The sequence below is a fragment of the Flavobacterium yafengii genome, assembly GCF_030010375.1.
Taxonomy (GTDB): Bacteria; Bacteroidota; Bacteroidia; order Flavobacteriales; family Flavobacteriaceae; genus Flavobacterium; species Flavobacterium yafengii.
In genome coordinates, this window is record NZ_JASCRY010000006.1 from 97,661 (window position 1) to 112,027 (window position 14,367).

The window sequence follows — 14,367 nt, forward strand, 5'->3', positions numbered from 1 at the left end:
CAAAAAGAAAGGCTTTGATATAATTAAAAACAAGTTAAAATTATTTAACGTGTTTAGCGTATTTAGTTTTGAATTTATCAATACGTCCTGCAGTATCGATAAGTTTAGATTTACCTGTGTAAAAAGGGTGAGAAGTTCTAGAGATCTCCATTTTTACAACTGGGTATTCAACACCATCAACTGTTAATGTTTCTCTTGTATCTGCAGTAGATTTAGTGATAAAAACTTCGTCATTTGACATGTCTTTAAATGCAACTAATCTGTAATTTTCTGGGTGAATTCCTTTTTTCATCTTGTTAATCTTTTTTATTTGTTAATTATAATTTGTCTTGAAGCTTTTCTTCTAACAGAAAAGGTATAAACTCCTTATAACTTTTTGTTTTACAATATTATTTTGAGTTTGCAAATTTACAATTATTTTCCAATAAACAAATCTTTGCATCACTTTTTTTATATAATCGTAAAAAACGATTTTTAGCTACGAATATATTGGGAATTGTTATATTTGTGGATTAATTCTAAAACAACAACAATGATAAATGAAATTATTAAAAAGAATGGAATAACCTTTGGAGTAACAATTGGAATTGTTTCTGCATTAATTACTTCAACAATTTACGCTATTGATTTAAATTTATTTACTTCTTGGTGGATTGGAGTCTTAAGTATTTTGGTTTATCTTACATTGGGAATTGTTTTACTTTCGAAAACAAAAAAAGAGCTCAACAATGTTTTCTCTTTCAAGGATGCTTTTACGACTTACTTCATAGCTACACTAATAGGTATTTTAATTTCAACTCTTTTTAATGTTCTTTTATTCAATTTTATTGACCCTTCTGCTAAAGAGACTTTAAGTGAATTAATGATTAAATATACTGTCAATATGATGCAAAAATTAGGCACACCAGCATCAGCCATTAACGACGCTATAGCAAAAATGAAAGAAAACAATCCTTATTCTACATTGGAACTATTAAAAGGATCTATTTTCAGTATTGTTTTCAGTTCTATTTTTGGATTAATTTTGGCAGCATTCTTTAAAAGCAAATCTACACAAGAATAAAAATTAATGAATTTATCTATACTCATACCGCTTCTTAATGAAGAGGAATCGCTTAATGAACTATACAACTGGATCATCAAAGTGATGCAATCTCATAATTATACGTACGAAATCATTTTTCTGGATGATGGAAGTACCGATAACTCATGGGCTATTATCGAAGGATTTGCAAATGAAAACCCTCATGTAAAAGGCGTTCGTTTCATGAAAAATTTTGGAAAATCACAAGCATTGCATGCTGGATTTGCAAAAGCGCAAGGCTATGTGATTATCACTATGGATGCGGACTTGCAGGACAGCCCAGAGGAAATTCCGGGATTATATGATATGATTACCAACGGCAAATATGATTTGGTTTCCGGATGGAAAAAGAAACGCTACGACTCCGTAGTGGCCAAAAACCTTCCTTCTAAATTATTCAATTGGGCTGCCAGAAAAACTTCAGGGGTTGAATTGAATGATTTCAATTGTGGATTGAAAGCCTACAAAAACATTGTGGTTAAAAACATTGAAGTTTCAGGTGAAATGCACCGATACATTCCGGTTTTGGCAAAAAATGCAGGTTTTGGAAAAATTGGTGAAAAAGTAGTACAGCATCAAGCTAGAAAATATGGTGAGACGAAGTTTGGTATGGAACGATTCATTAATGGTTTCCTGGATTTAATTACCATTTGGTTTCTTTCCCGTTTTGGAAAAAGACCGATGCATTTATTTGGTGCTATGGGATCTGTAATGTTTATTATTGGGTTTATGCTTGCCGGATATATTGGTATTTCAAAACTATATCATATGTATAATGACATGCGCTATAGTCTGGTAACAAATAATCCTTGGTTTTATATTGCACTTACGACAATGGTTTTGGGAACACAATTATTTTTGGCCGGATTTCTTGGCGAAATAATTTTGCGAACAAAAAATAATGAAGAGCGTTATAAAGTGTCGAGTGAAGTTAATTTTTTATAAATTTAACTAAAACTAAATTTAAAGATAATAGTTATCGTTTACACTATAACTAGCCCTGATTACTTCACATAACTTTTATTTTTATAGGAGTTCAGTGAATTTCATTTGCAGCGGCATCCTTTTTCTTTTTTTTATTTAAAAAAAGAAAAAGACACAGCGGATAGCAGGATATAGCTCCTAAAACAAAACAACTGTATTTAAATTTTAATTACGAATTTAGAAACTAAAAAACATATAGAATGGATATCAAACAAAACATTTTGGATGCAGTCAATGAGTGGCTTACGCCAACATTTGACTCCGTAACTCAGGAAGCGATTAAAGAATTGATGACTACATCGCCTAAAGAACTGGAAGAGAGTTTTTATAAAAATCTTGAATTTGGAACTGGCGGAATGCGCGGAGTTATGGGTGTGGGAAACAATCGCATCAATAAATACACACTTGGAAAAAGCACGCAAGGACTTTCGGATTACCTGCATACTGCATTTCCTAACCAGCCTTTGAAAGCGGTTATTGCTTACGATTGTCGCCATAATAGTGATACGTTGGCCAAATTAGTTGCGGATGTTTTCTCGGCTAACGGAATTGAAGTGTATTTGTTTTCGGAATTGAGACCTACTCCAGAATTGTCATTTGCGGTAAAACATTTAGGCTGTCAGTGCGGAATTGTTCTTACGGCATCGCATAATCCACCGGAATATAACGGGTACAAAGTATACTGGCAAGATGGTGGACAAATTGTACCTCCGGAAGATGAGGGAATTATCACTGTTATTGAAAATTTAAATTACAATCAAATCAAGTTTACTGCCAATGAAGATTTGATACATTATATTGATACGGACGTTGATGAAGCTTTTATCAAATCGACTATCGAAAATGCGAGTTTTGGAACTTCGGCTGAAGCCAAAAAAAATCTGAATATTGTTTTCACTTCTTTGCACGGAACATCTATAAAATTAGTTCCTGATACCTTATCACAAGCGGGTTATCCTAACGTGAATATTGTTGAAGAACAAAGAGTGCCGAATGGTGATTTCCCAACCGTTAAATCTCCAAATCCAGAAGAGCCGGAAGCATTGACAATGGCATTGGCATTGGCTGACAAAACGAATTCGGATATTGTTATTGGGACTGATCCTGACTGTGACCGTTTAGGAATTGCCGTTAGAAATAACGAAGGTAAAATGACGTTGCTTAACGGAAATCAAACCATGATTTTGATGACTGCATTCTTATTAGAACAATGGAAAAAAGCAGGTAAAATCAATGGCAAACAATTTGTGGGTTCTACGATTGTTTCTACTCCTATGATGATGGAATTAGCAACAAACTATGGTGTAGAATGTAAAGTTGGCTTGACTGGTTTCAAATGGATTGCCAAGATGATTAAGGATTTTCCTGAGTTGGAATTCATCGGAGGTGGTGAAGAAAGTTTTGGTTATATGGTAGGCGATGCCGTACGTGATAAAGATGCTGTTGCAGCAACTTTATTGATTTGCGAAGTTGCGGCTCAAGCAAAAGCAAAAGGAAGCACGGTTTATAAAGAATTACTACAACTGTATGTGGACAACGGTTTTTACAAAGAATACTTAGTTTCATTGACTAAAAAAGGAATGGATGGTTTACAGGAAATCAATCAGATGATGATTGATTTGCGTGAGAATCCATTGAAAGAAATCAACGGACAACGAGTTGTCATGGTAGAGGATTATCAATCTTCAATAGCTAAAAACTTGCTTACTGACGAGGAAACCAAAATGGAAATTCCAAAATCGAACGTATTGATTTATTACACCGAAGATGGTTCTAAAATTTGTGCCAGACCAAGTGGAACGGAACCTAAAATAAAATTTTATATCAGTGTAAATACGGAATTGGATTCAGTTGAAGATTTCAATGAAGTAGAAAGCATTTTGGATAACAAAATAAAAAATATCATTACTTCAATGCAATTGAATTAATTAAAAACAAAATTGATTTTTCAGACAGACCCGATAATTGGAGAAGTCATCGGGTCTTGATGATAAAAAAAACAACTTAAATGGATTCAAATTTCAAAAAAATTATTCCTTTCACAAACCCATATCGTTCTCATGTGGTTTGGAACGTAATATTCAATGTTTTTTACGCACTGTTTAGCACCTTGTCTTTTATTGCATTAATCCCAATGATGGATGTCCTTTTTGGTACTACTGAAAAAATCAATCAAAAACCTGTTTTAGAGTCTATTTTTGACATCATCAAATTTTCTAAAGAATACTTATATTACAACATCACACTACTAACCGAAAGGAATGGTCCTGAATTTGCCTTACTGTTAGTTATTGCCATAGTAAGTATAACTTTCCTATTCAAAAATCTGTTTAATTACTTAGCATCCAATCATTTGATGCATCTTAAAAATGGTGTGCTGAAGGATTTAAGAAATTCAATGTATCACAAAATCATTAACTTACCTGTTTCCTACTATTCCGAAAAAAGAAAAGGTGATATTATGGCTAGAATGTTAGGTGATGTAAATGAGGTTCAAAATTCTTTTTTTTCTATCTTAGAATTAATTGTTAAGGAGCCAATGACCATCGTATTCACCCTTGTTGGTATGATTGCAATAAGTTTTAAGTTAACCTTGTTTGTGTTTATTTTTATCCCTCTTTCAGGACTATTAATATCAAAAATTGGTAAATCACTGCGCAGCAAATCCGAAAGAGTACAATATGAAAATGGCTATCTAATTTCGATTGTAGAAGAATCGTTATCTGGACTAAAAGTTGTTAAAAGTTACAATGCCGAATCAAATTTTAAACAAAAATTTAATGATTCAGTCACCCGAGTTTTAAAATTGTCTAACAGTATAGGTAAAAAAAATAACTTAGCTACGCCTTTAAGTGAGTTCTTAGGAATCATCACTATTTGCATATTGCTTTGGTTTGGTGGAAAAATGGTACTTGTCGACAAATTACCTGATGGAAAAGCATTACTTGATGGAGCTAAATTTCTAGCCTACATGGGTCTTGCGTATAACATATTAACTCCTGCCAAAGCCATTTCTAAAGCCTCTTATTCGGTAAAAAATGGACTAGCGGCAGCCCAACGTGTTTTTGAAGTTTTAGAAGTAAAAAATGAGATTACAGACAGCGAAAATGCAATTAAAAAATTAACTTTTGAAGACAGTATCGCAATTAAGAATATTAATTTCAGATATGAAGACGAAAATGTTTTAAAAGACTTTTCGCTTCAAGTTAAAAAAGGACAAACTGTTGCACTTGTAGGACAATCCGGTAGTGGAAAAAGTACCATTGCTAATTTATTGACTCGTTTTTATGATGTAAATGAAGGTACAATCGCTATTGATGGAATTGACATCAAAGACATGAACCTGCACTCGCTTCGTGATTTAATGGGATTAGTTACTCAAGACAGTATTTTATTTAATGATACTATAAAAGCCAATATCGCTTTGGGAAAACAGGATGCAACCGATACAGAAATCATCGAAGCATTGAAAATTGCGAATGCCTATGAATTTGTAAAAGACTTGCCACTGGGAATTCATACAAATATTGGCGACAGCGGAAACAAACTTTCCGGTGGACAAAAACAACGATTATCCATTGCCAGAGCGGTTTTGAAAAACCCTCCGATTATGATTCTGGATGAAGCGACTTCAGCATTGGATACCGAAAGCGAAAAATTCGTTCAAGTGGCACTGGAAAACATGATGCAAAACAGAACTTCAATTGTTATTGCGCACCGTCTATCTACCATTCAAAAAGCTGATTTAATTGTTGTGATGCAAAAAGGAAAAATAGTCGAGCAAGGAAAACATGACGAACTTATTGCAATGAATGGTACTTACAATAAACTAGTCACCATGCAGTCTTTCGAGTAATAAATGATATAGATTACAGCTTTTTGTGACCATTAAATCTTTAAATAATATTATTTTTTAAATCTTAAAAGTCTAAAAAAATGTACATCAACAATCCAAACATAAAACTTCCTGAAGATCCAAATACTGTTGTTTGGAAATATCTTGACTTATCTAAGTTTTTAGATTTATTAATGTCCGGAAAATTATTCATGTCGCGATCAGATAAATTCGAAGATCAATATGAAGGCACTTTTAGCGAACCCACTTTTGAGGAAATAAAAAAACTTTCCATTGACAATCCAGATTTTTTAAACTATTATAAAACACATCGGGAAAAAGTAGCGATTAGCAGCTGGCATATCAATGAATATGAATCATTTGCCATGTGGCAGATTTTTACTCAAAATAATGAAGGTTTGGCAATCCAGTCCACAATCGGACGTTTGCAGGAATCGCTGGTTCCAGAAATAAATCTCAAGCAATATATCGGGGAAGTAAATTATATCGATTACAAAAAAGAACACATTCCGTTTGATGATATGTTTTTTCCTTTTTTATTCAAACGAAAAAGTTTTCAATATGAAGGCGAAGTACGCATCATCACAGACATTGGCAAAAGCGATATAAAAATTAATGAAGGATTGAAAATCAATGTAAATATCAATCAGTTGATCGAAAAAATATACATTCATCCCAAATCCGAAAACTGGTATAAAAATCTGGTCATTCAATTAGTAAAACAACTGGGATTTGATTTCACTATAGAAAAATCAGACTTGGAAAGTGAGATTTTGATCTAAAATCAGTGCTTCTAAACTGGCTCGTAACCAATTATTTTCCATTCTTTTTTTGACAAATCAATATAGTAGTAATTCACCACATCTTTCTTATCAAATTCGCCATTTTTATTAGTATCCTCAACGGTTCTATAGTACAAACGATTATTCGACCCTATCAATTTCCAATCGATTAATTCCTGAAAATCAGAAGATATTTTAGTGAATTTCTCACCGCTGATTTCGCTTAAATACAAGGCTTTAATATCACTTGTGTCTAATTTTCCGTCTTTATTCGTATCCATGTCGACCATAGTGTACACCATAATTTGGTTATTGGTTTTATCAGCAACCGACTTTAAATACGTAGCTGTTTGAATCAAAACAGGTTTTTCTGTCAATTTTCTGATGGAATCCGAATCTACTTTTTGAAATTTTAAATTCTGTAAAAAACCGGTGATTTCAAATTCTCCATAGTTCGATATTGTAAAACTCAAATCGTTAACGCTGGAAGAACCATATCTCGATTTTATCCCTTTCTCACGAATACTTAAATCCGCAACAGGATGAATCAAATAATCCGTTCCTTCCATTTGAAGTGGCAAATCGGCAATTTGTATTTGAGTAGAATCAGCTTTGGCCAGTTCTTTTGCTCTATTTGTTCCATCGTACGTAACTTTTGGTTTTTCAATCTCCTCTTTACAACTGGTTAAAAGCAAAATTGCGATTCCTAATATTGTGATATGTAGTTTTTTCATGTTGTTGTACTATTAAAATTCAAATGTAATCATTTTTAAAAATGGTAAGGCCATTCGATACTTGATTTAACGAATTAAAATTGGGTTAAACTTTACTCATTCTTAACGGTTATAACTTTGCGGTCAATTTCACATTAAAAACTCTGGTGGTCATATAATTAGGAATTGCATATTGATTTTTAGAATACACATCCCGAACCCAAGTATTTGTAATGGCATTTTGATTGTCAAAAAGATTAAAAATCTCTAATCCTATCGCCAACTCTTTAAAGTCTTTAAACCAGCCCGTATTGTTCTCTTTTTTTGTAGTGTTATCTATAAAAACTTTGGAGAAACCTACATCCACACGGCGGTAATCATTCAATCGATTTTGGTATAAGTAAGGATCAGCATACGATGGCGAACCTCCCGGCAATCCAGTATTGTAAACTAAATTCAGATACAATTTTATACTTGGAATATTAGGCATATAATCTTGAAACAAAAGCCCAAATTTCAATCGTTGATCCGTAGGTCTGGCAATATATCCTTTATCTTTACTGTTTTCTTCTGTTTTCAAATAACCAAAGCTAAACCAAGATTCTGTCCCGGGAACAAATTCCCCGTTCAAGCGAACATCTAATCCTTGCGCATAGGCTGTTGCATTATTATTGGCAGCGTAACGAATGCGAACATTGTCAATCGTGTACGTATTTACATCTGTCAGCGATTTATAATACAACTCCGAAACCAACTTGAAAGGGCGATCCCACATCTTAAAACTATAATCATTCCCAAAAACAAAATGAATAGATTGTTGCGCTTTGGTATTGGGTTGCACTATTCCATCCGCATCTCTCAACTCTCTGTAAAATGGTGGTTGATGGTACAATCCTCCTGAAAGTCTAAAAACCATATCTTTCTCCCAGGCTGGTTTTATGGCAAATTGAGCTCTGGGACTAAAAGTAATTTGAGATTTTCCTATAATAGTATTACCAATAACTTCCCAATTGTGCATTCGTATTCCAGCATTATACCAAACTTTACTTGAACCAATATTCGATTTCAAACTCCATTGACCATAACCCGAAAATCTATTGATGGAGTTAAAATTTGTCGCTCGGATATTTTGATACGGAACAAGTGGCCCTGTGTAAGGCGAATACGGTTGATCATTTTTAGGTAAATCAATAATTGGTGGATTCAAAGAGAAACCAGCCGAATCAATTACCTCCCACTCTATTATTCTGTCACGAATGGATTCTAGTGTATATTTTATTCCCCATTCAAATTGATTTTCTTTCCAATCATGAAATCCTTTTATCTCTGTATTAACAATCAGCGCATCTAAATCATTTCTGGCATGACTCAGCTGCGAACCAATTCCTCTTGTAAAAGCAACTTCTCCAAAAGTTTCTGATCCAATACTGGAATCCACTTCTCCTAAACGGTATTGTGCGAAAATATCAAAATATTCTTGTTCCAAAGTATGAAAAACAGAACCGATAAATTTCAAAGTGAAGTTATCCGAAACATTGAAAGTTGTTTTTAAAGCTCCAAAATACGTATCGTATTTATCCTTTTCCTGACCTTCATAAAAAACAGTAAGTGCCATAGGATTATCTATGGTTCCAAAATTAGTCTGTCTCGTCAATGGCTGGTATTGGTATTTATTTTGAGAAATATTCCCAAGAAAACTCCATTGCCATTTGGCCGAAGCTTGATAATTTATATTGGTTTGAATATCCGCAAAGGATGGCGTAAAATTCGTTTGAGTTTCTTGACTTTTTACCAAAAGACTGTTGTTACGATATCGAACTCCCGTAACCGCAGACCATTTTTTATTCTTGGAAACTGCATCAACAGAAAGGCTTCCGCCAAGAAAACTAGCTTCAAGGCTTGCGCCAAATTTAACCGGTTTTCTATACGTAATATCTAAAACTGAGGATAATTTATCTCCAAACTTCGCTTGAAAACCTCCCGCCGAGAAATCAACATTTTGTACCAAATCCGTATTGGTAAAACTTAACCCTTCTTGTTGTCCCGAACGAATCAAGAACGGACGATAGACTTCAATTTCATTTACATAAACCAAATTTTCGTCATAATTCCCACCACGCACGGCGTATTGCGTACTCAATTCGTTATTAGAATTTACTCCGGGTAAGGTTTTTAAAATATTTTCGATACCTGCATTTGCTCCGGGAATCTTTCTGATGACGTCAGGCTCAATTGTAGAAATCCCTTGAATTAACTTTCTGTTATTAGATGTCACAATCACTTCACCCATTTGTTCTTCCTGATCACTCATCACTGGGTTGAACTCCTTTTGTTCATTGGAATCCAAAGAAAAAATTATCGTTATTTTTTTCAACGAAACATGCGTAAAAACAAGTGTTACTTTTTGGTTCGCAGGGACTTTTAGATCGTAAAAACCATTTTTATTGGATTGAGTGCCAATACTGGAATAAGAAACATTTACGTTATCTACCGGTTGATTGTTTTTGTCTAAAATAACTCCTTTTATTCTAGCCGTTTGGGCCAATAAAGGTAGGCTTATGAAGCAAAAAAAGAAAACAAAAATTAATTTATTAGTGCTCAAATGATTTGGTTTTTATTTTTTTTGGCTTCTAAAAAAACGAGTTTCAAAGGTAGTTGAATTTCCTACATTATCAATCACCACAACTTTTAAATCATTGGCGCCTTCAGCTACAATTCCATCACTGAAATAATGGATTAGTTTTCTAGTTTTATTATCATATTCGAATAATACCCATTTTCCGTTTAAATAGCCATTGTATGATTTTATACCTGACACGTCATCGTAGATGGAAAGCTTAATTGTTTTTTGCTCGCTGATCCATTTTCCTTCTACGGGAACGGTCATGCTTATTTTTGGTGCAATAGTATCTGCTACCAAAGCATATTTCCCTAAAATTTTAACCTTTGTATTGAACACACTGTCCTTTCTATAGGTTGGATTGTAATTTACTTTTTTTCCTTCTATTCTGCCAATGAACATTTTTTCTCTTTGCGCTTCAGTCGATTTTGTGTCTTCAATTGAAACCGTAAAATTAGTATGAGCCGGAACAGTATCGTCGTGTAAAAACAACGTGTCATTTTTTACATCAAAATTCAAATCAAAATCTTCGTAAAAAGTTCCTGCAGGAAAGAAAACCGACATGTTTGCTAAAGCAAAATTGCTGTCTTTATTGGCTTTTACAAAATAGTTTGATTGCACTGGCTCCGGGCTGATAGTAGTAGACAATAAATCATATTGAACAGGAATGGCTATTGTTTTTTTATTTCCAAAGAAATCAGAAACTTCAATGCGATACAGCGATGCTAAATTTGGAGTTACTTGTAAAACTCCTTTATTTTCATCGGCTTGGATAATGCTCAAGTTATATGGGTTTTTCATGAATAATTTCTGAACTCGTTGTTGCATTTTCTTATATCTCGAATAATCGATTAGCGCATTGATATAACGCATGTCGTCAAATGAATAGGTATTGAATTCATACCCGAAGTTTTGTTTCCCATTATAAAAAGACTGCACTTTATACACTCCGTTATTATTAAACGAAACATCGTCGCTGTCATAAGCAGAAATGCCAAAACCTATAGTACCATTTGCCACCACTTTATCTGAAAGATAGGTACCGTCTTTTTGTAATGAAACATTCAGTAATAAAGGTCGTTTCGAATGATTGACTGTAGTTTTCGAATCCAAAGGATACACATAAACTCCGGAAACAGTTGGTTTCTTAGTATCTTTTAAAAATTTATTGAATCCAAAAAGCATCGGATTGATTATGAATTCTGAATTAGAATCTCGAAATTCAAAATGCAAATGCGGTCCTTCTGAAGCTCCTGTATTTCCAGAAAAAGCAATAACTTCTCCTTTTTTTACTATCATTTCATCGGGCTTAAAAAACATTTCAATTTCAAATGATTGTTCTTTGTAATGCGTTTTCTTGATGTAGTTTTCTATTTCACCATTAGCCATTTTTAAATGTCCATAAACTGATGTATAACCATTAGGATGGTTGATGTAAATTGTTTTTCCGTTTCCAAAAGTAGATATCTTTATTCTTGACACATAACCATCGGCCACTGCATATACTTTCAATCCTTCTTTTTGTTGCGTTCTTAAATCAAAACCTGCATGAAAATGATTGGGTCTCAATTCTCCAAAATTCCCGGACAATTGCATCGGAATATCTAATGGTGAACTAAAATAATCTTTTGGATAGTCAACTTGTGCAAAAACAGCAGTGCAAAAAAATAAAAAAAATACAGAAAATCTCATCGTTTACATTTTTGCTAAGATAAAAAAAGTATTCAAAACAGCACTAAAAAAAACAGTCCGTAACCATTTGTTTAACTGATATTTAATTAATTTAATGCAAAAAAAATAATAAAATATTGCAAAATTAAAAAGGAATACTAACTTTGTATGATTATGTAATGAATAAGATATATAATGAGTGCAATTGCAGAAATTATTGATACTCTTGAAAATAAGATTGAAAAACTTTTCACTAAAATGAAAGGTTTGGAGAAAAATAATCAAGATTTGAAAAACGAATTAACAAAAACTGCATCCATAATACAAACTCAGTCACAAGAGATTGAAGCGCTAAAAACGCAGTATGAAACACTCAAAGTAGCAAATACATTACTAGGCAGTGACGATAATAAAAGAGATACGAAGCTTAAAATAAATTCATTAATTCGCGAAATTGATTACTGTATAGCACAGCTATCAGATTAATAAAAGATATGGACGAAAAGCTTAAAATTAAAATATCAATCGCAGACAGAGTCTACCCGTTAACGGTTGATTTCTCGCAGGAAGAAGGCCTAAGAAGCGCTTCTAAAAAAATTGATAAGATGATCAAGCAATTTGAAGAAAATTATGCTGTTCGTGACAAGCAAGATGTATTGGCAATGTGTGCTTTACAATTTGCCTCACAAACGGAACAAAAACAAATTGATAATGCCATAGATGGAGAAGCAACCATCGAAAGAATTAAAAAAATCAATGCGATTTTAGATCAATATCTCGACAAATAAACGTTCTTTACAAAAACTAAGATACTGCCTACATTAGTTCATATTTGGTAAACTCAACACTAACAATTTAGAATGAGCAAATCATCGTTACTATAGCAAGCCGTTTAAGTACGGAAGCTTGAACAACGAGTTAGCTCAAAACTTGTCTTTCCGAGTTTATACAAGCAACCTAATGTAGGCTTTTTTTTTATATAAATTTTAACAAACATGGACATATTAACGATTATTATTTCAGGAATTATAGGTATTGCGGGAGGTTTTGGTATCGCCAAATTGATAGAAAAAAGCAATATTTCCAACTTAATTAAAAATGCAAAAAAAGAAGCATCATCCATTTTGAAAGATGCTAATCTGGAAGCTGAAAACATAAAAAAAGATAAAATTCTTCAAGCAAAAGAGAAATTTATTGAATTAAAGTCAGAACACGAACAAGTTATTTTATCCCGTGATAAAAAAGTTGCCGAAATAGAAAAAAGAGTTCGTGATAAAGAATCTCAAATTTCTAATGAATTATCAAAAGCTAAAAAAGTAAATGATGATTTTGAATCTAAAACTTTAGAATACACCACTAAAATTGAAAATCTAGATAAAAAACAAGCTGAAGTTGACAAACTACATAAAAGTCAATTGCAACAGTTAGAAGTTATCTCTGGTTTATCTGCTGAAGAAGCTAAAGATCAATTAGTAGAAGGACTGAAAGCGGAAGCAAAAAGCAAAGCAATGTCTCATATTCAAGACACTATTGAAGAGGCAAAATTGACAGCACAGCAAGAAGCTAAAAAAATCATCATCAATACCATTCAAAGAGTTGGTACAGAAGAAGCAGTAGAAAACTGTGTTTCTGTATTTAATATTGAATCTGACGACGTAAAAGGTAGAATCATTGGCCGTGAAGGTAGAAATATCCGTGCGCTGGAAGCTGCAACTGGAGTAGAAATCATTGTAGATGATACACCGGAAGCTATTATCCTTTCTTGTTTTGATCCTGTACGTAGAGAAATTGCGCGTTTGGCACTACATAAATTGGTAACTGACGGAAGAATTCACCCGGCTCGTATTGAAGAAGTAGTTGCAAAAACTGCTAAACAAATTGACGATGAAATTATAGAAGTTGGTAAACGTACCGTTATTGATTTAGGAATTCACGGATTACACCCTGAATTGATTAAAGTGGTAGGACGTATGAAATACCGTTCATCTTACGGACAGAATTTATTGCAACACTCCCGTGAAGTTTCTAAACTTTGTGGAATTATGGCTGCAGAACTTGGCCTAAACGTAAAACTGGCTAAAAGAGCTGGTTTATTACACGATATTGGTAAAGTACCAGATGCTGAAAGTGATTTACCACACGCATTATTAGGAATGCAATGGGCCGAGAAATATGGTGAAAAAGAAGAGGTTTGTAACGCTATTGGAGCACACCACGATGAGATAGAGATGAAATCATTATTATCGCCAATTATTCAGGTTTGTGATGCTATATCAGGAGCACGACCAGGAGCAAGAAGACAAGTATTGGATTCTTACATTCAACGTCTAAAAGATCTTGAAGAAGTAGCGTACGGGTTCAGCGGTGTGAAAAACGCTTATGCCATTCAAGCCGGTAGAGAACTTCGTGTAATTGTGGAAAGCGAAAAAGTTTCTGATGAAAATGCGGCTAACTTATCTTTTGATATCTCACAAAAAATCCAAACGGAGATGACCTATCCAGGACAAGTTAAAGTAACTGTAATTCGTGAAACAAGAGCAGTAAATATTGCTAAATAATTTATTTGATTTTACATATAAAAAAACTTCTCATCGCTGAGAAGTTTTTTTTTGCCTTATAATACGAATCGCTTTAAAAGATACTTTGCTTATGTATCG

General features: G+C 33.4%; 12 protein-coding genes. 8 read left to right on the plus strand and 4 right to left on the minus strand.

The genetic code is table 11. From position 1 onward, the window contains the following. Positions 1 to 40: 40 nt before the first annotated feature. Positions 41 to 292 (minus strand): type B 50S ribosomal protein L31, encoded by a 252-nt coding sequence (locus QLS97_RS16240; RefSeq protein ID WP_039109118.1) that lies wholly within the window; start codon positions 290 to 292, stop codon positions 41 to 43. Between the two features lie 240 nt (positions 293 to 532). Between QLS97_RS16240 and QLS97_RS16245 the strand changes: the two genes are divergently transcribed. From QLS97_RS16245 to QLS97_RS16265, 5 genes are all read left to right on the plus strand, one after another. Then, positions 533 to 1,063 carry a DUF4199 domain-containing protein gene (locus QLS97_RS16245; protein WP_282718115.1) on the plus strand — a complete coding sequence of 177 codons (531 nt, stop codon included), beginning with the start codon at positions 533 to 535 and terminating at the stop codon, positions 1,061 to 1,063. A 6-nt stretch (positions 1,064 to 1,069) separates the two neighbouring features. After that, positions 1,070 to 2,029, plus strand: a complete 960-nt coding sequence (locus QLS97_RS16250; protein ID WP_282718117.1) for a glycosyltransferase family 2 protein — start codon at positions 1,070 to 1,072, stop codon at positions 2,027 to 2,029. Between the two features lie 239 nt (positions 2,030 to 2,268). Then, the gene (locus QLS97_RS16255) at positions 2,269 to 3,996 is read left to right on the plus strand and encodes a phospho-sugar mutase (RefSeq protein WP_282718118.1); all 1,728 of its coding nucleotides are present in this window, start codon (positions 2,269 to 2,271) and stop codon (positions 3,994 to 3,996) included. An 80-nt stretch (positions 3,997 to 4,076) separates the two neighbouring features. Beyond that, positions 4,077 to 5,924: an ABC transporter ATP-binding protein gene (locus QLS97_RS16260; RefSeq protein ID WP_282718119.1), complete on the plus strand. Its 1,848-nt coding sequence runs from the start codon at positions 4,077 to 4,079 to the stop codon at positions 5,922 to 5,924. Positions 5,925 to 6,004: 80 nt separating this feature from the next. Beyond that, positions 6,005 to 6,706 carry a hypothetical protein gene (locus QLS97_RS16265; RefSeq protein ID WP_282718120.1) on the plus strand — a complete coding sequence of 234 codons (702 nt, stop codon included), beginning with the start codon at positions 6,005 to 6,007 and terminating at the stop codon, positions 6,704 to 6,706. 11 nt (positions 6,707 to 6,717) lie between these two features. On the opposite strand, the gene QLS97_RS16270 is transcribed toward QLS97_RS16265, so the two are convergent. The 3 genes from QLS97_RS16270 to QLS97_RS16280 all read right to left on the minus strand — a co-directional run bounded on the left by QLS97_RS16270 (position 6,718) and on the right by QLS97_RS16280 (position 11,731). Continuing rightward, positions 6,718 to 7,440: a hypothetical protein gene (locus QLS97_RS16270; protein WP_282718123.1), complete on the minus strand. Its 723-nt coding sequence runs from the start codon at positions 7,438 to 7,440 to the stop codon at positions 6,718 to 6,720. Positions 7,441 to 7,549: 109 nt separating this feature from the next. Then, complete coding sequence (locus QLS97_RS16275) at positions 7,550 to 10,021, minus strand: TonB-dependent receptor (protein ID WP_282718125.1); 2,472 nt, start codon at positions 10,019 to 10,021, stop codon at positions 7,550 to 7,552. Positions 10,022 to 10,033: 12 nt separating this feature from the next. After that, positions 10,034 to 11,731 (minus strand): M23 family metallopeptidase, encoded by a 1,698-nt coding sequence (locus QLS97_RS16280; protein WP_282718126.1) that lies wholly within the window; start codon positions 11,729 to 11,731, stop codon positions 10,034 to 10,036. A gap of 174 nt (positions 11,732 to 11,905) precedes the next feature. Between QLS97_RS16280 and QLS97_RS16285 the strand changes: the two genes are divergently transcribed. From QLS97_RS16285 to rny, 3 genes are all read left to right on the plus strand, one after another. After that, the gene (locus QLS97_RS16285) at positions 11,906 to 12,196 is read left to right on the plus strand and encodes a hypothetical protein (protein ID WP_131915205.1); all 291 of its coding nucleotides are present in this window, start codon (positions 11,906 to 11,908) and stop codon (positions 12,194 to 12,196) included. Between the two features lie 8 nt (positions 12,197 to 12,204). Further along, entirely contained in the window at positions 12,205 to 12,498 is a 294-nt protein-coding gene (locus QLS97_RS16290) for a cell division protein ZapA (protein WP_282718127.1), read from the plus strand. 207 nt (positions 12,499 to 12,705) lie between these two features. Further along, positions 12,706 to 14,268 (plus strand): ribonuclease Y, encoded by a 1,563-nt coding sequence (gene rny, locus QLS97_RS16300; RefSeq protein WP_131915207.1) that lies wholly within the window; start codon positions 12,706 to 12,708, stop codon positions 14,266 to 14,268. Positions 14,269 to 14,367: the final 99 nt, after the last annotated feature.